Source organism: Flavobacterium gillisiae, from assembly GCF_900107635.1.
GTDB classification, from domain to species: domain Bacteria; phylum Bacteroidota; class Bacteroidia; order Flavobacteriales; family Flavobacteriaceae; genus Flavobacterium; species Flavobacterium gillisiae.
The window spans coordinates 123,789-147,522 of sequence record NZ_FNRD01000008.1 but is presented as its reverse complement, the minus strand read 5'-3'; the positions used below and the strand labels follow the sequence as shown (position 1 = coordinate 147,522).

The following is a 23,734-nucleotide window of genomic DNA, read 5'->3' as shown; positions in this document are numbered from 1 at the left end:
AATTAGAATTGGGATTGAATCATTAGGTTTTATTTAGACAATTGCTGCTGTATTCTACTTTACCGTTGTGATTTTACATCTTAAAATATATCTTTGAGACATGCAAGTGTCAGTAATCATCCTCAACTATAACGTGCGCTATTTCTTAGAATTATGCGTTTTAAGTGTACAAAGTGCTTTAGCGCATATTGAGGGCGAAATAATCGTTGTCGATAACAACTCGCAAGATGATAGTTGCGAAATGATGAAGCAGCGTTTTCCAAATGTAAAACTTATAGAAAACAAAGACAATTCTGGTTTTCCAAAAGGGAATAATATAGGTGTTGCCGCCGCTCAGGGCAAATATATTTGCATCTTGAATCCTGATACCGTGGTTGCAGAGGATACCTTTGCAAAAGTGTTGGCTTTCGCCGAATGGCAAAACGACATAGGGGTAGTGGGAGTAAAGCTTATCGACGGCTCAGGGAATTTTCTACCGGAGAGTAAAAGAGGGGTTCCTACACCTTTTGTCGCCTTTACAAAAATGATGGGCTTGTACAAGTTATTTCCAAAAGTGAAATTGCTTGGAAAATACTATGCGCAGCAACTATCGGAAAATGAAACTGGGAAAGTTGATATTCTGGTGGGCGCTTTTATGCTGATGAAGCGAGATTTGTATCTGGAAATTGGAGGGTTTGATGAGAACTGTTTCATGTATTCAGACGACATAGATTTGTCCTATAGAATGCTGTTGAAAGGAAAATCTAATTATTATTATCACGAAACAACAGTAATACATTATAAGGGAGAAAGCACTGTTAAGGATGGGGTTTATATGAAACGGTTTCGGGAGGCTATGGAGTTTTTCTATAAAAAGCACTTCAAGGTTTCGCGGGTGTTCTCATCTTTTATGCAAGCAGGGATTATCTTTTTTTCTTTTATTAAAATGTTTCAAGGTCAAACTAAAGAAAAAAAGACAGCACAGTCTTATATATTTTATTCTTCTAGTGATGAGTTAATTAACAAAATAGCGTCAAAACTTCAAAAAAAAGTGGTTTTTCACGATTTGAAAACAGAAAAAATGGTAATTTCGTCAAAGATTTCATTGGGAACTAAGACAGAAATGTTGTTAGATAATAATTGCATTTCTTTTAAAGAGATTATAAATTTTATAGAATCGTTAAAAAACAAGGGGTTATCCTTTAAAGTGTTACCAAAAAACACTGCTTTTTTAATCGGCAGTGATAATTCTAATGAAAGAGGAGCGATTATAAAATTAGAGTGATAAATTACATTAAATGTAATTTATATTTAAAATATTTAGTAATTTCGCAAACTGAAAACAAAAACGCCTTCTTAGGTTAACAATATGGCAAAATTTGAATTAAAACTTCCTAAAATGGGAGAAAGTGTCGCAGAAGCAACCATTACAAACTGGTTAAAAGAAGTAGGCGACAAAATTGAAGCGGATGAAGCGGTACTTGAAATTGCAACTGATAAGGTTGACAGTGAGGTGCCTAGTGAAGTTTCAGGTATTTTGGTAGAGCAATTATTTGGTAAAGATGATTTAGTTCAAGTGGGTCAAACCATTGCTATTATTGAAACCGAAGGTGGAGAGATGGTTTCAGTTGTTAAAGCAGCTGCCACTTCTGAGGCTGTTGCCGAAGTAACAAAAACCGTTGATGCCGCTAAAGATAGCGTTGCAACACCGGCTGATTTTTCTGATTCTGATAAGTTCTTTTCTCCATTGGTAAAAAACATTGCTTCAGCAGAAGGTGTTTCTGTAGATGAGTTGGAACAGATTAATGGAACAGGAAAAGACGGTAGAGTTACTAAAAATGATATCTTAGAATACGTTAAAAATAAAGGAAGTCAAGCTGTTGTTGCTCCGGCAAAAACGGTTGAAGCTCCAAAAGCTGCGCAAGCAGCAGTTCCAGTAGCGAAAAAAGAAGCTCCTGTTTCTGTAAACGGTGGTGATGAAATTGTTGAAATGGACAGAATGCGTAAGCTTATTGCGGGTTATATGGTTGCTTCAGTACAAACTTCAGCACACGTTCAGTCTTTTATCGAAGTGGATGTGACTAATATTGTGAAATGGAGAGAAAAAAATAAAAATATTTTCGAAAAAAGAGAAGGGGAGAAGTTGACCTATACTCCAATATTCATGGAAGCGGTGGCTAAAGCATTGAAAGATTTTCCAGGTTTGAATATTTCTGTAGACGGTGATTACATCATCAAAAAGAAAAATATCAACTTGGGTATGGCTGCATCATTGCCTAACGGTAATTTAATTGTTCCTGTGATTAAAAATGCAGATCAATTGAACTTGGTGGGTATGGCAAAAGCCGTAAATGATCTTGGTGGACGTGCTAAAGCAGGGAAATTGAAACCGGACGATACACAAGGCGGAACTTACACGGTTACTAATGTAGGGACATTCGGGAGTGTTTTTGGTACGCCTATTTTGAATCAACCACAAGTTGGTATATTAGCTCTTGGAGCAATTAGAAAAGTACCGGCAGTTATAGAAACGCCAGAAGGTGATTTTATTGGAATTCGTCAAAAAATGTTCCTTTCTCACAGTTATGACCATCGTGTTGTAGATGGAGCGCTAGGAGGTGGGTTTGTAAAACGAGTTGCTGAATACCTAGAAGCATTTGATGTGAATAGAGATATTTAATATTTAAATAAATAGATAATAGAGCCCAACAGATTTTTTAAATTTGTTGGGTTTTGTTTTTTAGGAATAGTTTGCCGCATTAAAAAGCTTTGTTTTTTTGGAAGAAATTAATGCTTGATAATTGGTGAAACTCAGCTTTAAAATTTACATTTGTATGATAATAAAAACAAAAAATGGAACTTAAACTTAATAAACCAATTTGCTTTTTTGACCTTGAAACCACTGGAATTGATGTTGGAAAAGACAGAATTGTAGAAATATCAATATTTAAAGTTTTTCCTAACGGAAATAAAGAAAGTAAAACATGGTTAGTGAATCCGACAATTCCAATTCCGGCGCAAACAACTGCGGTACATGGAATCACGGATGAAAAAGTAGCGAATGAACCTACTTTTAACGAGTTGGCTTCACAGGTTCATAATATGATAAAAGACTGTGATTTGGCTGGATTTAACTCTGATCGTTTTGATATTCCTTTGCTGGCGGAAGAATTGCTTCGTGCAGGAGTTGATTTTGATATGAAAAATAGTGTCTCAGTTGATGTTCAAACGATTTTTCATAAAAAAGAAGAACGAACGTTAAGTGCGGCGTTAAAATTCTATTGTGGACAAAGTTTAGAAAATGCGCATTCCGCAGAAGCGGATACTATGGCGACTTATGAAATATTAAAAGCCCAGTTAGAACGCTATCCAGATTTACAGAATGACATGAAAGCATTGTCGGAGTTTTCGACAAGAAAGAAAATTGCTGATTTTGCAGGAATGATAGCATTTGATAAAGACGATGAAGAAATTTTTGCTTTTGGAAAACACAAAGGAGTAAAAGTGGATAAAATTTTAGAAACAGAACCGGGCTATTTTAGTTGGATTCAAAATGCAGATTTTCCTTTGTATACTAAAAAGGTCTTGACGGCGATTAAACTTAGAAAACTGAATACTAAAAACTAAGTAATTAGTAATTAGTGAATAGTGAAATAGACTATTTACTAATTACTATTTACTATTCACTATAAAGAAATGAAAATAATCTGTATTGGTAGAAATTATGCTAACCACATAGAAGAATTGCAGAATGAGCGGCCTACGGAGCCTGTTATTTTTATGAAGCCTGATTCGGCGATTTTATTAAAGCAGCATCCTTTTGTGATTCCTGAATTTTCGGAAGATATTCATCATGAAATCGAAATTATTGTTAAAATAAATAAGGTTGGGAAATACATAGAACCTAAGTTTGCTCATAAGTATTATGAGGAGATTAGTGTAGGTATTGATTTTACCGCTAGAGACTTACAAGCTAAGCTAAAAGCTAAAGGTTTACCTTGGGAAAAAGCCAAAGCATTTGACGGTTCTGCTGTAATTGGAGATTTTTTACAAAAAGAGCGATTTAGTTCGTTAGAAAATCTTACTTTTGAGTTAACCAATAACGGTAAAACAGTTCAAATCAGTAATTCTAGCTATATGTTGTGGAAAATTGATGAGCTTATTTCGTATGTTTCTCAGTTTTTTACATTAAAAATAGGAGATATTATTTTTACGGGAACACCTGAAGGGGTTGCTGCTGTGAAACCAGACGACGTATTGGAGGGATTTTTAGAGGGACAGAAACTATTTAGAATACAAGTAAAATAATGGCTTTAAACTACAACCTTGCAAAAGTGTACGCACTTTCAGATAATGACCCGGAATTTGTAAATGAAATTCTAACGTTGTTCGTTACTGAAGTTCCAGAGGATTTATCTCAAATCAAAGAAGGAATTAAAAAGAAAGATCATAAGCATGCCTATGCTTATGCACATAAAATTAAACCAACTCTAGACTTACTTGGGTTAAATGTTGCCTTTGAAGAAATTCTTCAAGTGGAAGCATGGACGAAAATTGAAGGAAAAAGAAAAGATATAGATCATACTTTTAAGAGCATAAAGTCTCAGGTTAAAGATGCAATCAAAGAAATAAAAAAGGATTTTGATCTGTAAAGTACTATCAACCCTTATTTTTTAAACGCTAAAATTCAACATTCAAATTATTTGGATGTTGAATTTTAGGTATAAAGCAAATCCTAAATCCATATCAAAAAAATGAAAGCAACCATAGTTACTATAGGCGATGAAATTTTAATTGGGCAAATTGTTGATACGAATTCGGCTTTTATAGCCAAATCATTAGATAGAATTGGAGTCGAAATAAGCGAAATGATTTCGATTAGCGACGATAAACAGCATATTCTGGATACGTTTTCAACCCTTCAAAATACGGTAGATTTAGTGATTATTACTGGAGGTCTAGGGCCTACAAAAGATGATGTTACTAAAAAGACCTTTTGTGATTATTTTGAAGATGAATTAGTTGTAAATCAGTCTGTTTTGGTACATGTTACGGAGATGATCGAAGGTTTCTATAAACGAGCGATTACTCAAATTAACAAAGATCAGGCGTTAGTTCCTTCAAAATGTACTGTGTTGCACAATGCGGTGGGAACCGCCCCAGGAATGTGGATGAAAAAAGAGAACACTGTTTTTATTTCGCTGCCGGGCGTACCTTATGAAATGAAATATCTGGTGGAAAGTGAAATAATTCCTAAGGTGGTGCGAGAGTACAGTCGCCCCTATATTATTCATAAAACAATTCTTACTTACGGGCAAGGAGAGAGTATGGTTGCAGAACGGATTGAAGATTGGGAAAACAGTCTTCCGGAGTTTTTGAAGCTGGCTTATTTACCGAGTCCTGGAAAAGTTCGTTTGCGTCTTTCCGCGAGAGGTACGAACAAAGAACTATTAGAAAATGCATTGGAGCAATATGTTAGTTCTTTAGATGCGATTATAAATGATATAATAGTTGGTTTTGAGGAGGAGGAAACAATCGAGTTCTTAGTGGGAAAGATGTTGAAACAACAACAAAAAACACTGGCTACTGCTGAAAGTTGTACCGGAGGTGCGATTGCATCGATATTAACTTCGATAGCGGGTGCTTCTGCGTATTTTAAGGGCAGTGTCGTTTCTTATGCTACGGAGGTTAAAACAGACGTGCTAGGGATTCCTGAGAGCTTGATAAAAGAGTTTTCTGTAGTAAGTAAAGAAGTGGCTTCGGCGATGGCTTTGCGGGTAAAAGAAATTATGAATACTGATTATGCGATTGCGACAACTGGGAACGCTGGTCCGACAAAAGGAGATGAAAATGCCGAAATTGGGACTGTCTTTATCGCTTTGGCAACGCCAAATGAAGTTATTGTCGAAGAATATAATTTTGGCCAACCCCGTGAGAAAGTGATAGATAGAGCGGTGATTAAAAGTTTAGAGTTATTGAAGAAAGAAATTTTTAAAAATGTCCTATAATTTTGTTGGTTTATAGGTTTATTTTTCTTTTCTTTGCACCCTGATTTTGAATAACGATAAAAGATAAGCATAATGTCAAGAGTTTGTGACCTTACAGGTAAAAGAGCGATGGTAGGAAATAACGTTTCTCACGCTATGAATAAAACTAAGAGAAAATTTTCTGTTAACTTAGTGAAAAAGCGTTTTTATCTTCCAGAAGAAGATAGATGGATTACTCTTAGAGTAGCAGCATCTACGGTAAAAACAATTAATAAAAATGGAATTGCTGCAGTTTTGAAAAAAGCTCAAGCACAAGGATTTATTAAATAATCTTTAAATTCTAAAAAAAAAATAGCAAGATGGCAAAGAAAGGTAATAGAATCCAGGTAATTTTAGAATGTACTGAGCACAAAACAAGTGGTGTGGCAGGAACTTCAAGATACATAACAACGAAGAACAAAAAAAATACACCTGATAGATTAGAGATTAAGAAATTTAATCCAGTTTTGAAACGTGTAACTGTTCACAAAGAAATTAAATAATAATTAGAGATTTTAATAAAAGTCTCAAATGGTAACATTTGAAGATTATATTTAAATTTAAATAACATTTGAATCATGGCAAAGAAAACCGTAGCATCGTTACAAACATCTTCTAAGAGATTATCAAAAGCCATCAAAATGGTGAAATCTCCAAAAACTGGCGCTTATACATTCGTAGAATCTATAATGGCACCTGAACTAGTTGATGAATTCTTGAAAAAGAAGTAATTAATAAAAGCATTATATAGAAAAGCTACTTTCATTCGGAAGTAGCTTTTTTATTTTATATCTTTACCGTTCTGAAGAGGGTGTTAGTTCATTGTGTCTAATGCTTCATTCCTAACACTGTTAATACAATGAGTTTTTTCAAAAGAATATTTTCATCGGAAAAAAAAGAGACTTTAGATAAAGGTCTTGAAAAATCAAAAACAACTTTCTTTTCTAAGTTAAGTAAAGCTGTTGCAGGTAAGTCTAAAGTTGACGATGCTGTGTTGGATAATTTAGAGGAAATTCTTGTTTCCTCTGATGTAGGGGTTGATACCACTCTTAAAATCATTACCCGTATTGAAAGTCGTGTTGCGGCTGACAAATATCTTGGTATTGAAGAACTCAATAAAATTCTACAAGAAGAAATTTCAGGTCTGCTTTCTGAGACCAATACAGGTGAAGCAACAGAGTTTGTAATTCCAAAAGATAAAAAACCATACGTTTTAATGGTAGTAGGCGTAAATGGTGTTGGTAAAACAACTACCATCGGAAAACTTGCGTTCCAATTTAAAAAAGCGGGTTATAAAGTAGTTTTAGGTGCTGGAGATACGTTTCGTGCCGCTGCAATAGATCAATTACAAATTTGGGCTGATAGAGTAGGAGTTCCTATTGTTAGGCAAAACATGGGTTCTGATCCCGCTTCTGTGGCATTTGACACCTTACAATCAGCGGTGGCTCAAGATGCCGATATTGTAATAATTGATACGGCAGGACGTTTACACAACAAAGTCAACCTTATGAATGAATTGACTAAAGTAAAACGTGTGATGCAAAAAGTCGTTTCTGATGCACCTCACGACGTTTTATTAGTTTTGGATGGTTCAACTGGTCAAAACGCTTTTGAGCAAGCTAAACAATTTACAGCGGCTACAGAGGTAACTTCTCTTGCTGTAACTAAATTAGACGGTACTGCAAAAGGGGGTGTTGTTATTGGAATTTCAGATCAATTTAAAATTCCCGTAAAATATATTGGTGTTGGTGAAGGAATTGAAGACCTGCAAGTATTCAACAAACATGAATTTGTAGATTCTTTCTTTAAATAAAATACCTTTATGAACTTCTCTTCCATTAAGAATGCAAACCCAATTATTTTGTATTTGATCAGCGTCATTTGCTTTGTTTTGTCAAATGTGGTTCGAGACAAAAATGTTGTTCTTTATTATGTATTATTAATTGCAGGGGCATTATTTTTTATTTTTGGTTTCTTTAAAGCCAGGAAAAAGTGACTTAGAAGTAGTGCTGTAATCACGGGTTATGTTTAAGCTGATTTTCTATATAATCTATCACTTTGAGAACTATGGATTCCACTATATCTACAGAAGAAATACTTCAAGAGCGAATTAAGGAATTATCTTGTTTGTATGATGTTTCGTCAGTGATTGTTCAGCATGAAGAATCGATCTCGGAGACTTTAGATAAGATTTGTTCTATTTTAAAAAATGCTTGGCGATTTTCAGAGCAATCAATAGTAGAGTTGCAGCTAGAGAATTACTATTACGCCACGAGTGCAATCCCTCAAAATACTGTTTTCCAAAAGTCATCTATCATCATTTTTAATGAAGAAAATGGATATGTAAAAGTGCATTATCCGTCAAATCAGTTTTCCAAAGATCACTTTTTGGACGATGAGCAAAAGCTACTTAATAAAGTGTCTTCAGATATTAGTGTGTTTTATGAGCGACAATTAAATAAAGGGAAAGAAGAATTGTTGAAACGAAGTGTGGAACGAGCAGATCGTCTCTCTATTTTAGGAGAAATTACAGCTGGTATCGCTCACGAATTAAATACGCCACTAGGAAACATTCTTGGTTTTGCAGAGTTTATTCGAGAACGAACTAAAGATAAACAATCACAATTAGACAGCGATAAGATTATTAAGGCAGCCATCTATTCCAGGGAGGTGGTTAAGAAGCTTATGTTTTTTTCCTGCGAAATGCCACAAAACATGAAGTTTGTTAAAATTATACCGATTGTTTCGGAAGCATTAAGTTTATTGGGGCCAAATTTCAAGAAAGCCGAAATTAGCTATGAGTTTGACTTTAATGACCCTCAATTAGAAGGACAGCTAGATTCTATTCAACTTACTCAAGTCTTGTTTAATATTCTGATAAATGCCATTTATGTGTCGCCTAGGGATAAGGTTATTAAAGTAAAAGTATATTCAGAGGAGTCGAATTTTATTATAGAAATAGCCGATCAAGGACCTGGTATTGAAGAAGCATTTAAGTCTAAAATATTTGAACCTTTTTTTACTACAAAACCTATTGGAGAGGGTTCTGGTTTAGGACTTAGTGTAGTACATGGAATTGTTAAAAGCCATAAAGGGGATATTCTCTCTATTGATAATGTACCTCAAGGAACTATTTTCCAAGTGAGATTACCCTTAAAGATGATGTAATGAAATTAAAGAAAGAAAACATTCTAATTGTTGACGATAATTATGATATGCTTGAGCTGCTTCATCGCAATTTGAAAGCCCAAAACTTTCATACTTATAAAGCTTCTTCTGTTATGGAAGCAATTGAGATATTAAAATTTAGTACCATAGATTTGCTAATTACTGATTTGCAAATGCCCGGTATTAATGGCATTGAGCTGATAAAGTATGTTCAGGAACATTTTCCTACTATTCCAAAACTTGTTATTACTGGATTTCCTTCTGTAGATAGCGCGATTGAGGCTGTAAAATCAGGAGCTTTAGATTATTTGGCAAAACCGTTTACCAACGATGAGTTAAAGAAGGCAGTGCAAGCTTTAATTGATTCGAAAGAGGATACTAAAACGAGTACTAATGAAACTAGTATTTCTTCTACTGATTATATAACGGAATACGCAGGAATCGTTGGGCAGTCTCAACAGATTGTCCAATTAGTAGATTTGATTCAGAGGGTTAAAGATAATAGAGCTACCGTATTGATTCAAGGCGAGAGTGGTACAGGAAAGGAATTAGTAGCTAGAGCCATTCATTATGAAGGAGCTTTTTCTTCGAAACCGTTTATTGCTGTAAATTGTGGTGCTATACCTGAGAATTTAATGGAATCGGAACTTTTTGGATACGTAAAAGGGGCTTTTACCGGTGCAAATGATACCCGAGATGGTTTTTTTCAAGCCGCAGCGGGTGGAACTATATTTTTAGATGAAATAGGAACGGCTCCATTAGCAGTTCAAACCAGATTACTGCGAGTGTTGCAAGAAAAGGAGGTCAGTATGATTGGTTCTCAGAAAACACAAAAAATAGAGCTGAGAATTATTGCTGCTACTAACAATGATTTGTATGAAATGTCTAGTAAAGGTAGTTTTCGTGAAGATCTTTATTATAGATTAAATGTAGTTAATATTGAAACGCCGCCGCTTCGCAATCGTAAAAGCGACATAAGACTATTGATAACCACTTTTCTTAATAAATACGGTGGCGAGTATAATAAATCTAAAATAACTATTTCAGAGAAGGCGATTCTGGTTTTAATGCGTCATTCTTGGCCAGGAAACGTGCGTGAATTAGAAAACGTAATTCAAAGAATGATTATCATGAGTGGTAATCAAATTGAAGTTGGTGATGTGCCTGAGTACTTAAAATACCCTATGCCCTTTGAAAAAGAAGAACTTAGAACATTAAAAGATATTGAGAAAGCGCATATTCTAAAAGTATTGGCGGCAGTTGATAATAATAAAACGCGAGCTGCAGAAATTCTTCAAATTGATCGAAAAACACTACGTCAAAAAATAGAGTAATATCTCCTATTTATCCGAGGAATTTTTCCTCTTTCGGGGAATTTCTCCCCGCTGCTTTTTAGCAAAATACAATCTGTTGTTTTTATAAACCCTTTGTTTGCAAGGGTTTTGTTGTTTGTACTATTCTGATATGCCCCATTGGCATGCAGTTTGTCTATTGTCATGGAAACAATTGCTGTTTTTTACTAAACAAACAATAAAATTAGATGAGATGAATATTCTAGAGAAACAAGGGATTGATTCTATTCCCGTAGCCATTAAAAGAAAAGTCAAAAGAGATAAAATGATCATTGACTTGGATTTTTCTGTCGTTGCAAAAGAAGAATCAGCTTTTAAAGGAGAAGTGAACGTTGGGTTATGTATCAATTGTGATAGCAATATCCATTGCACTTGGCAACGTAATAACAAAATGTTTTGTGAACATTATCAATAAAATAATATGATAGCTATAAAAGAAGCAACAAAAAGAAGCATGCTTGACAACGTAATGGAACAGTTTAATAAAACAGCTGATTCCATTAACTTAAACTCAAACATTAGAAAAATTTTATCAATAACAAATAATGAAATTATACTTCATTTTCCCGTAAAAATGGATAATGGTGAAGTTCAGATTTTCACAGGATATCGTGTACAGCATAATAATGCATTGGGACCATATAAAGGAGGATTACGTTATCATCCAACTGTAAATGTGGATGATGCCAAAGCGCTTGCGATGTGGATGACTTGGAAAACATCATTGGCGGGCTTGCCTTATGGTGGTGCAAAAGGAGGGATTCAAATTGATCCTCGAGATTATTCGATAGGGGAGTTAGAACGAATTACACGTCGTTTTACGTACGCTTTAGGAGAAAATATAGGACCTGAACATGATATTCCGGCACCAGATGTCAATACTAATGAACAAACGATGGCGTGGATGGCCGATACATTCATGTCTACTAAGTCATCATCAGAGCGCTCTCGTAATCAACATGTCGTAACAGGGAAACCAGTCGGTTCTGGTGGTTTAGAAGGGAGAAATCGTTCCACTGGTTACGGAGTGTATCTGACAATTAAATTGTTGTACAAAAGTAGAGGCGAAAGTTTGGAAGGCAAAAAGTTTATTGTTCAAGGTTTTGGTAATGTAGGCTATTGGACTTCTCATTTTTTAACACAAGAAGGAGCTGTTTTACTTGCTGTGCAAGATGCTCACGCCACGATCATTAATGAAAATGGAATAGCGGTAGAGGACTTATTCGAACATTCGAAACCAAGAAAAGGATCTATACAAGGATTCACAGGGGCAGAAGAAATTGACCCAGAGTTATTTTTTGGACTCGAATGTGATATTCTTATTCCCGCTGCATTAGGAAACCAAATTACCGCGGATAATGCTTATTTAGTCAAAGCGGATGTTATCGCTGAGGGTGCTAATGGACCAATCGATACGGAAGGTGAAAAAATATTGTTGCAGAATGGAATTACTATTATACCCGATATTCTTTGCAATTCTGGAGGTGTGATAGGTAGCTATTTTGAGTGGTTGCAAAACAGGAATGGAGAACTGTGGCAACTTGATGAAGTGATGCAAAAGATTGATAAAAAAGTTTCAGAGGTGTTTTATAAGGTAGAAGGGTTGGTTAAGGAAGGTAAAATAGACTGGAGAACTGCAGCTTATATTTTAGCAATTACAAGAATAGAAACCGCTTATATCCAAAGAGGTATTTTTCCTTAATCTTTTTATTAATTCTGTTAGATTTTAAAAACCTTTATAGTTATTACCCATTTCTATAAAGGTTTAAAATTTATACGCTATAACTAAATTATGAAATACGGTCAACTAATAATAGATAAGAGTGAGTATGATCTACTAAAAGGAAACATAGAAAACTCTAGGAGTCATGAAGATAAAATTTACAGAGACTCAATTAAAAAATTGAAGTTAGAGCTAGAAACGGCTAAAATTATAGAAGATGGTATGGTGCCAGCAGATGTGATTCGGTATAATTCTATTGTGTGCATTCGAACTTCTTTTAACGTAGAACGCAGCTATCAAATTGTAACGCCTGAAAAAAGCAATATTCAACAAAACAAAATATCGATTTTATCCCCTATGGCGTTGGCGCTCTTTGGTTATGCAGCTGGAGATGAAATTGTGTGGCAATTTCCATCAGGGATTAATACGATTAAAATTATTGGAGTAAAGCAACAAGGTAGAACTATAGAAAATGAAACAATATGAAAGATTTAATTTATAAGCACGAGACAATCGATGATATTCAAATGAAGTTCATGGACAGAGATATTGAGCGTTGGAAAGAAGATCTCTCTATTGTTAGGGTAGAGATTCTATTTTTTAAGAGAATGTTGCATTCCTCCATTTTTAGAGTTTTGAATTCCAATCAACAAAAGAAAGACAATTTGATTAATGATTTAACTAACGTTAAAAATATAAACGAATCCTACCATGACAGTTTAGTAGAATTTGTCAATAAATTAGAAATGATCAGGGAGTGTGATGACGTGCAATGTGAGACTTTTTATTTAAATAATCATACCAGGTTTAGAGCGGATATCGAGAGTCATTTTTCGGCCTACCGATTTTATAAGATTAATGTTATTTTGTTTTTTGATGTTTGTTTAGAAGATGAGATTTAAAAAACAAGGTTTGTTCTTGGCTTTTTTGCGAAAACATATTTGGAGTGTATTCAGATATGTTTTTTTTATTTGGGCTTATCGCCAAAAGAAAAACGAAACAATGAGCTTTTACTGATAAAGACTTTTTATTTTTACCCATAATGTTTCATCAAAATCGGATAATGCCAGATTTACATTATCGGCAGCATCCCCCATTCTTATTACCACCATATTCTTACTTGGAATAACGTAAATTTTCTGGTCGTTTTTTCCTAAAGCCATATACATATCATTTGGAGCAGATGGAATGATGCTTCCTGAAAATTGCAATTGTGATTGCGGTAAGTGGTAGCTACTTTTTCCGTTTAACCACCATAAATAGCCGTAACTTAGGTTGATGTTTTGTGATGTTGTAGTGGCAGCAATGCAATAGTTCTCATTGAGTATTATCGTGTTTTTCCATTTTCCTTTATTAAGCATTAATAGGCCAAAGCGAGCCATGCTTCTGGTTGTGCTGGCATAAACGGAATTATTACCAGAATCAAACCAAGCGCCATCCATACCAATCTTATCCCTTAGTCTAGTGTTGAAATAGTTGGGCCAAGTTTGTTTTGATGCTTTAGCCACAACATCTTGAAGTTTTACATATACATTATGATAGGCCCAACGTGTTCCTGCATCTGCTTTATATTGTAAACTTGCTGGAGCCACATCGTCGCCATTTGCAATGTCCTCAATGCCGGATGTCATGGCCAGCAAATGTTTATTGGTAATCAAGTTTTCTTTTGCCAGCGGTGCGCTGGTCCATCCGGTACCAATATAATCTGAAACTTTAGAATTGATGTTCAAATACCCTTCCTGTTCTGCAATTCCTGTCATTGCAGTCGTCAGTGTTTTTCCAGCACTTGCCCAATACCAATTAGCTGTTGCTGAATGCCCATTAAAATAGTTCTCCATGACTATTCTACCATTGATTAAAATAATAAAAGACTTAGAATTTTTGAGTTCTAAATAATCTAATAAGGGTTGAACAGCGCCTTGATTCCAATTTAAACTGGAAATCGATTGTGTCTCCCACTGGGTTCCTGTTAAAGGAGGGAAATAGTTGGTTGCAGAAGGTGAAGGGTTTGTTTCTGTATTTTCTTTGGTGCATCCAATACATAATAGCAGGATTAGTAGACATTGTATCGATTTTGGCATCTTGTACTAATTAGTCATTCTTTGATCAAAAATAATCAAAATAGTTTAATGTGTTTTGCTATTTTTGTTTTCTTTGAATTTAATAAGCTTAGCTTTGTGGCATAAAAAAAACGGACTTACTTATCCAAAAGCCCTAGCCCTGATTGAAGCGGAAATCCTTTTTATTTTTTTTAAAAAATAAAAAGATTATAGTGGAAAGCAGGATTAAGCTCCTAAAAAAAATAGATAATTGATATGATAAATACACTTAGAATTTTAGTGCTCTCTTTGTTTTTTGTGGGTTGTCAACAAAAGATTGAACCTACAGATATCTCCAAGTTGAATGGCTATTGGGAAATAGAAAAAGTGGTTTTTGACGACGGGGAAGACAAGGATTATAAAATGAATGAAAGTTATGATTATTTTGAGATTACCAAGAACAATAATGGCATCCGAAAGAAAGTGATGCCTCAATTAGACGGTAGTTTTTTAGTGAATGATGCTTATGAGAATGTGGTGGTACGATTTAAAGAGGGTAAAGCATTCTTAGATTATTCTACTCCTTATGCGAAATGGAGTGAAGAATTAATTGCTGTCTCTGATAAGGAGTTAGTGGTGCGAAATGAAGAGAAGAAGGAATATCATTATAAGAAAGCAGGACCAATAAATTTGACAAGCGATGGCGAAAAGACTAAATAATCAAAGTACGGTTGGGGATGTTTTAAAGCAAATTATCCAAGTTAACAAACTACAGCCGGGAATGGACCAGATAGACGTTAAGGATGCCTGGAAAAATCTAATGGGGAACGGTGTGAACAGTTATACTAAAAATGTGGTATTGAAAGGAAGTACGCTGTATGTTGAGTTGAGTTCGTCTGTACTTCGTGAAGAGTTGAGTCACGGGAAAAGTAAAATTGTCAAGATGATAAACGAAGAACTGCGTCGCGATGTGGTGAGAGATGTGGTGTTGAGATAAAGATTTTTGATTTCAGAATGCAGATTTTTGATTTCAGATTTTAGTAGATATAAAAAATTCCCGTTTCTTTTGGAAACGGGAATTTTTTATGTGATGATTTTTAAATCTGCAATCAAAAATCGTTAATCAACATTCTAAAATCTAGAATTGCTCTCTTCCTGCAAAATGAAAAGCACCTTCGATAGCTGCGTTTTCATCACTGTCAGAACCGTGAACTGCATTTTCTCCAATAGAAGTAGCATATGCTTTACGGATTGTACCTTCAGCAGCATCAGCTGGATTAGTAGCACCGATTAATGTTCTAAAATCTTCAACAGCGTTGTCTTTTTCTAAAATAGCAGCAACAATAGCTCCTCTTGACATAAATTCTACTAATTCACCGTAGAATGGTCTTGCAGCGTGTACTGAGTAAAATGCTTGAGCATCTGCTACAGTAAGTTGAGTTAATTTCAAAGAAACAATTTTGAAACCTGCGTTTGTAATCATTGCAAGTATGTTTCCGATGTGTCCGTTAGCAACAGCATCAGGCTTAATCATTGTAAATGTTCTATTTGTAGCCATTTTGTTTTGTATTTTTTAGATTTTGTGCAAAAGTAGACTTTTTTTTGAATTGAAATTAGGAAATCAGCAGTTTAGGCTTTTTTATTTGCTAATTATACTGTTTTTTTAGCCTACACTTTAAAAATTAAGCGGTTTTTGTAAAAGAGCCACAAAATGAAACTCCATATACATGAGTAAATTAAAGCCCCAGCTAAAGATGCCGTCATGGGATTATTGAAAGAGGGGAGAATCCAAAAACTATAGAGATATTGCTGCAGGTTTATCTGTTCCGATGGAATTTGTGTGTTTTGAAATTGAATCATTCTTAATCCTTGCGGTATGATTTGGGAAAATGAAAAAACAATCATTGGGTTTACACCCCAAATCAAGAATAATTTGAATCCATTCTTGATGTTTAAAGTGTCAATTATATAATAGAAAAAGGTAAAAACGAGTATACCCAGACCGGCAGTGAATAAAACATAGGAACTGGTCCACAGCGATTTGTTTATTGGGAAAATGCTATTCCAAAGCAATCCAAGTAGGAGCAGTACGCTTCCTGTAATTATCATTTTTTTTAAAACCTCAAGTTTACTGATGTTGCTATTTAGTAATTGCCCAATCAAGATTCCTATTATTCCAGTAGCGATAGCGGGTAGGGTACTTAGAATTCCTTCTGGATCCCATGTTTTTGAATACACCCACAAATGGTCTTTTAATAGAGCATTATCGAGCCAAGCGGCTAAATTAGTTCCTTTTTCAAGGTTTGCTTCGCCAATTCCAGGAACGGGTATAAGTGTCATTAACATCCAATACCCTAACAATAATGCTATGGCCGTTATTATTTGTGTTTTTTGATTTGTTTTGAGGTACAGTAGAGATATGAAAAAATAAACAATCCCTATGCGTTGCAGTACACCAGGAAGTCTAACTTCCTTATAGGCCTCGATACCACCAAAAGCCAAAAAGAGATATGCTGCAAAAATTGTAAGCGCGAGGTACAATTTGATTTTAGAATTAAAATTACCCAAAAGGGCATAGCCTACACCAAATGTTATTGCCAATCTTGCCAGTAATAATGGGATTCCCTCTAATTCGAAAAGTTGAATTTTACCAAAATAATTAAAAAAGATACCCAAGCAAATTATCCGAAGCGAGCGCGCTACTATTTTAGTGAAAGTGGCGACATCAAAAGTTTTTGATGGTAGAGCAAAGGGAATTGCTACCCCCATGATCAAAATAAAAAAAGGAAAAACTAGATCAGTTGGAGTCCAGCCATTCCAATCCGCATGTTCTAACGGTGGATATATGGCGGACCAATCACCTGGGTTATTGACTATGGTCATCATTAAAACAGTAAGCCCTCTAAATATATCCAATGAAATTAAGCGTTCTTTTACCATTGCTTTTCGTTTGATTATAATTAAAAGTACGTACTATTTTTTTAATGCTTGTATTCCTTTATGAAAGTGTAATTATATTAAAATCTTGTTCTAAAGGTTTCAAGGTATCGATTACTCTTGGAATTAAATTAGCGTCCGATTCCAAATAGTATTCTGAAAAATTAGCTTGACGTTCCTGCAGACTTTTATTAGGAAACAGTTCGTTTTGTAAGTCGGTGATGCGTTCTAATATATCGCTTAACTTTCTTTTTTGTGCTTTTAATAAGCGTTTTTCAAGATTGTTTAATCCTTTGGTTTGTTTTATTTCTTGTGCTTTTACTGCTCCAACGAAGGATTTATCGGTTAGTTTAGTAATCTCATACAATGCTTTGAATTGTTCTTGAAGCTGTTTTTTTAAAGTGGACATATCGATTGGGAATTCCGATAATTGTATTGTTTTAGTATTTACTAAATCGGCTTGTTTAGAAAATAAGTCACTCCAAGTTAATTCTAGTTTATCTGCCTTTTTTAGTTGCTTTTCAGACGCTAAAAGAACAGAGTTACGCACTAATAACATTGGGAAAGTAACCTTTACCGCGTCAAAAAATGATTTTAATTCCAACCAATAGGCAATTTCTCCACCTCCACCAATGTAACAAAGATTTGGTAAAATTACTTCCTGATATAATGGACGCATAATCACGTTAGGGCTGAATATTTCCGGGTTGGTATCTAGTAATGTCAAGATCTCGTCCTCAGAATATTCAATTTTAGTATTGTTTATTTTGTATTTCCCCTCTTCCAGAATAATGCGTTCTCGCATTTTATCTTCGATATAAAACAAATTGATTTCGCGTGGATTTACCTGTATGTTGTACTTGTTTAATTTTTCAGTTGTTTCAAGTACTGCTTTATGTGAAGTTTGGTGTAGTAATTCTTCTTTTGCAAAAGGAATAAAGCTACGCTTGAGATTGGTATCATCAGCATCAAGAATTACCAGACCTTGAGCTCCAAAAAGTGCATTCGCTAAATGACGTGTAGCATCTGCTAAATTGTCGTGATTTAGATAGGCATCTTTAAATAAGTTCTTCAAGGTTTCAGCATTCGTACTTGAACCTAATTCCTGGGAATATAGTTCAAAAACATCTGATAATCCTTCGGTAGACAATCTTCCCACAGGTCCAGTGCTTTCCTTGTTCCACCTGAATTTTTTTCCTTTAAAATTAAAATAATTAATCTCTTCAAAATCATGGTCTTCGGTCGCCATCCAATAGATAGGGACAAAGTTATAGGCAGGATATTTTGCCTTTAATTCCTTGGTAAGATTAATCGTGGAGATAATTTTATAAAGGAAATATAGAGGACCGGTAAATAGGTTTAATTGATGTCCGGTGGTTACTGTAAAAGTATTGTTCACTTTCAAAGCTTCAATATTTTGAAGTGTTAAATGGGAGCTTTCAATACCAGCATATTGTTTTTGTAGAACCGAAACTAAAGTGATTCTACTTGAATTGTCGAAATTGGTCTGCTTTTCGAGGATTTGTCCCTCAAAGTTTTCAAGTGTGGGGAAGCGATTGTATAAAGAGTGTAAATTGTTTTTTTGATCTAAATAATCATTCATCAACGGGGAGAAATACCCTGAATTTTGATAGCTGATACAGTCGGTAGGCATAGTTTAGTAATTTGTGTAAATGTACTAAATTCAAATTTAATTTTGTCATTCAAAATAATATTTAGATATTTGTCTAAATATATAAATACAAAATAATGAATGCCATTTTTAAAGCATTAAATGATGTAACCCGGAGGGAGATATTAGAACTTTTGAAAGTTAAGGATTTATCGGCAGGTGAAATTGCAGCTCATTTCAATATTTCAAAACCTAGTATTTCACATCATTTGGACATTTTGAAACGTGCGGATTTGATCACTTTCGAAAAAAACGGTCAATTCATCATTTATTCCATTAACACAACGGTGATGGAGGATGTATTGCAATGGATATTAACTTTTAAAAAATAAAATCATGAAATTAACCTTAAAAAAAGAGCTACCTTTAATTGGAATTGTAGTGGCACCTTTCATCTATTTAGCTATAATTTGGAATACATTACCAGAGAAAGTACCAACGCATTGGAATTACAAGGGAGAAGTTGATAAATGGGGAGATAAATATTCATTGATAACCTTGTTGTTTTTATTGCCTGTTTTGACTTATGTATTAATGGTAGTTGTTCCTAAAATTGATCCGAAAAAGAAAATCGAGCAAATGGGAGGGAAGTATTACCAATTAAAATTTATCTTGGTTTTGTTCATGTCGACTTTAGCTTTTATTATTTTACATATATCGGTAAATCAATCCACTTCAAGTGCGAATTTGATTTTCATTCCCATAGGTGTTTTGTTTATTGCGTTAGGTAATTATTTCAAAGTAATTCAGCCCAATTATTTTATTGGAATAAAAACTCCATGGACATTAGAGAGTAAGGAAGTTTGGAAATTAACGCACATAATGGCGGGTAAACTATGGATTGTTGGCGGGTTATTGATCGTGTTAGGGAGCTTGATTATAGATAAAAGCATTTTCATTTACATTCTTATCACAATTATTGCTGTCATTTCGATAGTGCCGGTGGTTTATTCGTATCTGAAATTTAAGGAATTGAGGAATTAGATTTTCATATTTATATATATAAAAATAGGCTGCCTTTGCAGGGCAGCCTATTTGACTAAATAAATAGATCTATTTATTGAAATGCATAAGTTGTTATTCTAAAGTTGCTTGAAGCGCTAGTAAAGGTGTAGATACTGTTAGAGAATGTTATTCTAAAACTTTCTTTTTTTACATATAAACCTTTTGTGTCTAATAATTGTTTGTCTAAATCCTTTAAAAGAGCAGGTTCACTTCCGCCAAGCCAGCCGTCATTAGTAAGTATTAAAGTTTTGTTTACAGGATCTTCTGTAACTTTTACAAAGTGGTATAGAGTTGCTTTTCCGCCAGTAAACGAATAAGAAATATAACTGCCATTCGCCCCATCATTAAAATTAAAAGTGACTCTATTCACTTTTTGAGTTGAAGGTAAACTTGCATTTATGGCATTTAATATTGAATTACAAAGTAATGAGTTAGTTGGTGCAGTTGCTAAATTTGCAGCTATATAAGCATAAACTGTTTTCGTATTTCCAGCTAATAGTGGTTTATAATCATCTGTTAATACTAAAGGTTTGTTGCTGTATCTGATTGATGCAGTAGCTCCTCCTGTACCTGTAGCATTAAAGTTTCCAGTTGCTGCATCAAAAGTAAATACTGATAGTTTTTGTGTGCCTACTTTTACAGCAGGACTAACAATAATCCCTGTTGGAGTATATGCAATCCCCATGTTGCTCGTTACAGAAGAACCAGTTTCAATAGAGTTAGCTGTTGCATATCGAGAGGGTGCTGTAAAAGAAAAATCGAATTGACTAACTTTTGTACCATCATTTGTTTCTAATAGTCTGAATAAAGGTCTTGTGGAAGCTCCAACTACATTAGGAATCATAGCTCTGTTTTTAGCTAAATCAGTCCAGTCTGTTGCGGTTGCTTTTACAAAACGTAATTCTTCAAAACTTCTGTTTGTTTTGAAAACGATTTGTCCGTTATCTTGTCCATAGTATGAAAACTGGAAGTCTCCCTTATATCCCTTACCTCTTAAGGCTGCCGTAGGATAATTATTAGAATCAGATAATAAATGAATTTTGTTTTTAGTTGTAAAAATAAGGCTAACCGTACTTCCTAAACCAATGCTGTACTCACTAGGATAGACTGCAGTATCATCATCAAAGTCTGATGCCATGTCAACTTTTCCATCTTTAAACTTGAATACATGTGTAAAACCACCTAACTGAGTAGTATCTGTAAAATAGATTGCTTTCCATCCAAACTCGGATGATTGTAATAGATCATTAAGTTCTTTTTGTTTTGCATTTAAACGCTCTGTAGGGGTAGCGTTAAAAGGAGAATCTAAAGTCTCCTTATTATCACAAGAGACCAATTGGACGGCTAAAATAGCTACCAAAAGATAATTTATTATAGTTTTTAATTTCATGATTTTTAATTTATGTTATGATAAATGAGATTTTTATAGGAGTCTTATAAACTAAAACTCCTATTTAATTACTAACCGTTTATAACAGCATTAGTGTTCTTTTCAGCTTCATCTCTTAGCTTATAAAAATCGATACCAAAATTGTCTTTGAAATATTTAACCACTACTGCTTCTTTAGCCTTGATGTTAGCTACAGCCGTTTGGCTTGTTATAGCTGCTAAAATTGCGGCATATTCAGCTTTAGAGTTAATCAACATTATTGCTGCCATTTCTGCAAAATCTTCATTTATATTAGATCTAGCATAGTCAGTAATAAAACCTTCCTCTCTTGCTACTGTTGTAGACGTCGCATACCAATTTGAAGTATATCCAGTTGGAGTAATTTTAGAAAGTGTTTTCTCATCAAAAGGTTTCGTTTGATTCAAAATGTGTATGTATTCGTGTTGGATAGTATGAATAAATCGCTTTACATTGGCACGATCTTTTTTATTTACATTATCGGTTTCGAATAAAGTAATTCTTTTACCACCTTCGGCTAATCCTAATGTAATAGTTCCTGTCGTATTTAAGTTGATACCTCCAACTAGTACAAATTCTCTAGGAGCAATTGTTTTTACAAAATTAGGACCTGCAATTGTCTTGTAGCTCTCTAACCAGATTTTTTGAACAATTTCTAATACCGGCTGTACTTTTGACTGTAGAGGTGGGTATAGAAAACGGTTGTTATCCACAGCGTTTTGGTTCCATTTGTATTGAACATTAATATTGTAAATATCTAGGTAGTTAGCATCTATCCATTTATCTAAATCTGATTTAGCAGGTGTGGATAAATCTAATTGACTTTCTTTAAGAGGTTCTTCACCAGAACAAGCTCCTAATAATAGCACTGTGCATAGTAATGCTATAATTTTATATTGTTTTTTTATTTTCATAATAGTAATTAGTTAAATTAATTAACGAGGGTTTTTTTCTACTCCAGTATTTGTAACATGCAATGGAATTTGAATTGCTTTACGTAAATCGTCTTTCGCTAAAACTTTATCAGGTTGATTGTATGTTTTATGAGTGACTTTTAGAGCAAAACGTTTGATGTCTAACCATCTTAATCCTTCATGAATAAATTCTCTACGTCTCATCTCGGCTATCGCCTTTATGTATGAAGTTTGTACGGCAGTCATGCTATAAAATGGTGTGTACTCATTTTCAATTACAGGATATTTAGCTACTATTTTAGCCTCAGTCATTTTATCCGTTGCTGCATTGTAAAGTTTTACACGAACAGATAAGAAGTAGTCCATTTCTTGATTAGCAAGGGCTAACTGATTAGTCATAACATGTGCTTCTATTCTGTTTAAGAACAGTTCGTCATTACTTAGTAATACTAAAGCGTCATAAGGAAGTCCAATTCCGGCATTAGCATTAGTGTATTTGAAATACTCAACAAATTTAGGAACAAAGATTGTTATCTGACCATTATAAGATAAAGGTCTGTAAAGGAATTCTTTATTTACTAAGTTAGTGTTATTTCCAAAAAGTTCATTTCGATCAGCTCCTGTTAATTGGAATCTATTAGAATAGAAACTTCTTGAATAAATAGAAGACGCAGATACTATTAAAAGATTTGTGTTTTCACTCTCTTGTGAATATTTTCTTTGACCAGTATTGAAATCTACATCTAGGTACGACTGATAATCTCTTAATTGTGCAACTGGTGTGTTACCTAATTCATTTGAAACTGCAATTACTTTGTCCCATTCTCCAGTTACAGCGTAAAAACGACTCGCAAAAGTATTTGCAGCTGCTTTGTTAAAATGGAATTTAGGAAGTGTGTAGTTACTTGTAACTATTGGTAGGCCTTCTTCGATGTCAGCTTTGATGTAAGCATATACTTCAGCAACAGTGTTACGGTTGTATTTTTGGATCAAAGCAGTTTCTGGTTCAAGGACATAAGGAATACCCAAGTCTGTATTAGCAGTTGCGGGATTGTATCTTTGAGACCAAAAAGAGACCAACATATAATGAGCATAAGCTCTTGCCATTAAAGCTTCTCCTCTTTGTGGATTCAAGTTAGCTGGATTACCAAGTTTTTTTATTGCATCCAAAGCTTGATTTGCATGAGCAATTGCTGTATAACAAGCATCCCAATATTGAGATGGGGTGTCGCGTTGAATATCATCAAGCATCTCCCAATTGTAACTTTGGCTGTTTTTAATGGTTGTTAATGTTAAATTTCCGCTGTCAAAAACATTATCTGACATTGTTTCTGCAAATTCCATGTAATTAGCTTCAGGATAAGCTTTAACTAATATTTCAGATATTTTTTCTGGAGTATCTAGCTGGGTTCTGTTGTCCGGAACTTCAGAAAGAAAATCATCACAACTACTGCTAAGTCCTACTAATAATAGGAGCGTTAGGGTTATTTTTATGTTTCTCATGTTTTTTT

The 23,734-nt window shown here is 34.3% G+C and carries 27 protein-coding genes; 20 read left to right on the top strand and 7 right to left on the bottom strand.

Annotation, left to right across the window (positions count from 1 at the left end; genetic code table 11):
• The first annotated feature begins 100 nt into the window (after positions 1 to 100).
• From BLV35_RS12310 to BLV35_RS12235, 16 genes are all read left to right on the top strand, one after another.
• The gene (locus tag BLV35_RS12310; protein ID WP_091090452.1) at positions 101 to 1,264 is read left to right on the top strand and encodes a glycosyltransferase family 2 protein; all 1,164 of its coding nucleotides are present in this window, start codon (positions 101 to 103) and stop codon (positions 1,262 to 1,264) included.
• 84 nt (positions 1,265 to 1,348) lie between these two features.
• The gene (locus BLV35_RS12305; protein ID WP_091090449.1) at positions 1,349 to 2,659 is read left to right on the top strand and encodes a dihydrolipoamide acetyltransferase family protein; all 1,311 of its coding nucleotides are present in this window, start codon (positions 1,349 to 1,351) and stop codon (positions 2,657 to 2,659) included.
• Between the two features lie 173 nt (positions 2,660 to 2,832).
• Positions 2,833 to 3,606: a 3'-5' exonuclease gene (locus tag BLV35_RS12300; RefSeq protein WP_091090446.1), complete on the top strand. Its 774-nt coding sequence runs from the start codon at positions 2,833 to 2,835 to the stop codon at positions 3,604 to 3,606.
• A 69-nt stretch (positions 3,607 to 3,675) separates the two neighbouring features.
• Positions 3,676 to 4,287, top strand: a complete 612-nt coding sequence (locus BLV35_RS12295; RefSeq protein WP_091090442.1) for a fumarylacetoacetate hydrolase family protein — start codon at positions 3,676 to 3,678, stop codon at positions 4,285 to 4,287.
• Positions 4,287 to 4,631 carry an Hpt domain-containing protein gene (locus tag BLV35_RS12290; protein WP_091090440.1) on the top strand — a complete coding sequence of 115 codons (345 nt, stop codon included), beginning with the start codon at positions 4,287 to 4,289 and terminating at the stop codon, positions 4,629 to 4,631. The genes BLV35_RS12295 and BLV35_RS12290 overlap by 1 nt, the downstream gene beginning before the upstream one ends.
• 102 nt (positions 4,632 to 4,733) lie before the next feature.
• A complete protein-coding gene (locus tag BLV35_RS12285; protein WP_091090437.1) occupies positions 4,734 to 5,987 on the top strand; it encodes a CinA family nicotinamide mononucleotide deamidase-related protein in 1,254 nt (417 codons plus the stop codon).
• A gap of 72 nt (positions 5,988 to 6,059) precedes the next feature.
• Complete coding sequence (gene rpmB / locus BLV35_RS12280) at positions 6,060 to 6,296, top strand: 50S ribosomal protein L28 (RefSeq protein WP_007138096.1); 237 nt, start codon at positions 6,060 to 6,062, stop codon at positions 6,294 to 6,296.
• 29 nt (positions 6,297 to 6,325) lie between these two features.
• Positions 6,326 to 6,508 (top strand): 50S ribosomal protein L33, encoded by a 183-nt coding sequence (gene rpmG, locus BLV35_RS12275; RefSeq protein ID WP_016988713.1) that lies wholly within the window; start codon positions 6,326 to 6,328, stop codon positions 6,506 to 6,508.
• Positions 6,509 to 6,583: 75 nt separating this feature from the next.
• Complete coding sequence (locus tag BLV35_RS12270; protein ID WP_091090435.1) at positions 6,584 to 6,736, top strand: DUF4295 domain-containing protein; 153 nt, start codon at positions 6,584 to 6,586, stop codon at positions 6,734 to 6,736.
• 128 nt (positions 6,737 to 6,864) lie between these two features.
• Complete coding sequence (gene ftsY, locus BLV35_RS12265; protein WP_091090431.1) at positions 6,865 to 7,818, top strand: signal recognition particle-docking protein FtsY; 954 nt, start codon at positions 6,865 to 6,867, stop codon at positions 7,816 to 7,818.
• A gap of 254 nt (positions 7,819 to 8,072) precedes the next feature.
• The gene (locus tag BLV35_RS12260; protein ID WP_091090428.1) at positions 8,073 to 9,173 is read left to right on the top strand and encodes a sensor histidine kinase; all 1,101 of its coding nucleotides are present in this window, start codon (positions 8,073 to 8,075) and stop codon (positions 9,171 to 9,173) included.
• Entirely contained in the window at positions 9,173 to 10,507 is a 1,335-nt protein-coding gene (locus tag BLV35_RS12255; RefSeq protein ID WP_091090425.1) for a sigma-54-dependent transcriptional regulator, read from the top strand. Before BLV35_RS12260 ends, BLV35_RS12255 begins: the two co-directional genes overlap by 1 nt.
• 130 nt (positions 10,508 to 10,637) lie before the next feature.
• Positions 10,638 to 10,940, top strand: a complete 303-nt coding sequence (locus BLV35_RS12250; RefSeq protein ID WP_091090421.1) for a hypothetical protein — start codon at positions 10,638 to 10,640, stop codon at positions 10,938 to 10,940.
• A gap of 6 nt (positions 10,941 to 10,946) precedes the next feature.
• Positions 10,947 to 12,227: a Glu/Leu/Phe/Val family dehydrogenase gene (locus BLV35_RS12245; RefSeq protein ID WP_091090417.1), complete on the top strand. Its 1,281-nt coding sequence runs from the start codon at positions 10,947 to 10,949 to the stop codon at positions 12,225 to 12,227.
• A 90-nt stretch (positions 12,228 to 12,317) separates the two neighbouring features.
• Positions 12,318 to 12,734, top strand: a complete 417-nt coding sequence (locus BLV35_RS12240) for a GreA/GreB family elongation factor (protein WP_091090414.1) — start codon at positions 12,318 to 12,320, stop codon at positions 12,732 to 12,734.
• Entirely contained in the window at positions 12,731 to 13,150 is a 420-nt protein-coding gene (locus BLV35_RS12235) for a hypothetical protein (protein WP_091090412.1), read from the top strand. Before BLV35_RS12240 ends, BLV35_RS12235 begins: the two co-directional genes overlap by 4 nt.
• A gap of 108 nt (positions 13,151 to 13,258) precedes the next feature.
• Here BLV35_RS12235 and BLV35_RS12230 read toward each other — a convergent pair whose 3' ends face one another.
• Positions 13,259 to 14,329: a serine hydrolase domain-containing protein gene (locus tag BLV35_RS12230; protein WP_091090407.1), complete on the bottom strand. Its 1,071-nt coding sequence runs from the start codon at positions 14,327 to 14,329 to the stop codon at positions 13,259 to 13,261.
• 234 nt (positions 14,330 to 14,563) lie between these two features.
• Here BLV35_RS12230 and BLV35_RS12225 point away from each other — a divergent pair, with 234 nt between their 5' ends.
• Both BLV35_RS12225 and BLV35_RS12220 read left to right on the top strand, forming a co-directional pair.
• Complete coding sequence (locus tag BLV35_RS12225; RefSeq protein ID WP_091090403.1) at positions 14,564 to 15,007, top strand: lipocalin family protein; 444 nt, start codon at positions 14,564 to 14,566, stop codon at positions 15,005 to 15,007.
• Entirely contained in the window at positions 14,988 to 15,284 is a 297-nt protein-coding gene (locus tag BLV35_RS12220; protein WP_091090399.1) for a DciA family protein, read from the top strand. Before BLV35_RS12225 ends, BLV35_RS12220 begins: the two co-directional genes overlap by 20 nt.
• 141 nt (positions 15,285 to 15,425) lie before the next feature.
• Here the strand turns inward: BLV35_RS12220 and BLV35_RS12215 are convergent, their stop codons facing one another.
• The 3 genes from BLV35_RS12215 to bshC all read right to left on the bottom strand — a co-directional run bounded on the left by BLV35_RS12215 (position 15,426) and on the right by bshC (position 18,878).
• Complete coding sequence (locus BLV35_RS12215) at positions 15,426 to 15,845, bottom strand: nucleoside-diphosphate kinase (RefSeq protein WP_091090396.1); 420 nt, start codon at positions 15,843 to 15,845, stop codon at positions 15,426 to 15,428.
• 110 nt (positions 15,846 to 15,955) lie between these two features.
• The gene (locus tag BLV35_RS12210) at positions 15,956 to 17,227 is read right to left on the bottom strand and encodes an acyltransferase family protein (RefSeq protein WP_091090393.1); all 1,272 of its coding nucleotides are present in this window, start codon (positions 17,225 to 17,227) and stop codon (positions 15,956 to 15,958) included.
• Positions 17,228 to 17,285: 58 nt separating this feature from the next.
• Entirely contained in the window at positions 17,286 to 18,878 is a 1,593-nt protein-coding gene (bshC, locus tag BLV35_RS12205; RefSeq protein ID WP_091090389.1) for a bacillithiol biosynthesis cysteine-adding enzyme BshC, read from the bottom strand.
• Between the two features lie 95 nt (positions 18,879 to 18,973).
• Here bshC and BLV35_RS12200 point away from each other — a divergent pair, with 95 nt between their 5' ends.
• Both BLV35_RS12200 and BLV35_RS12195 read left to right on the top strand, forming a co-directional pair.
• Complete coding sequence (locus BLV35_RS12200; RefSeq protein WP_074723884.1) at positions 18,974 to 19,228, top strand: autorepressor SdpR family transcription factor; 255 nt, start codon at positions 18,974 to 18,976, stop codon at positions 19,226 to 19,228.
• A 4-nt stretch (positions 19,229 to 19,232) separates the two neighbouring features.
• Entirely contained in the window at positions 19,233 to 19,880 is a 648-nt protein-coding gene (locus BLV35_RS12195; RefSeq protein ID WP_091090385.1) for an SdpI family protein, read from the top strand.
• Positions 19,881 to 19,953: 73 nt separating this feature from the next.
• Here the strand turns inward: BLV35_RS12195 and BLV35_RS12190 are convergent, their stop codons facing one another.
• The 3 genes from BLV35_RS12190 to BLV35_RS12180 form a co-directional block, all read right to left on the bottom strand.
• A complete protein-coding gene (locus BLV35_RS12190; RefSeq protein ID WP_091090382.1) occupies positions 19,954 to 21,291 on the bottom strand; it encodes a DUF4302 domain-containing protein in 1,338 nt (445 codons plus the stop codon).
• A 71-nt stretch (positions 21,292 to 21,362) separates the two neighbouring features.
• Entirely contained in the window at positions 21,363 to 22,223 is an 861-nt protein-coding gene (locus BLV35_RS12185; RefSeq protein ID WP_091090378.1) for a zinc-binding metallopeptidase, read from the bottom strand.
• A gap of 21 nt (positions 22,224 to 22,244) precedes the next feature.
• Positions 22,245 to 23,726, bottom strand: a complete 1,482-nt coding sequence (locus tag BLV35_RS12180; protein ID WP_091090374.1) for a RagB/SusD family nutrient uptake outer membrane protein — start codon at positions 23,724 to 23,726, stop codon at positions 22,245 to 22,247.
• Positions 23,727 to 23,734 lie beyond the last annotated feature (8 nt).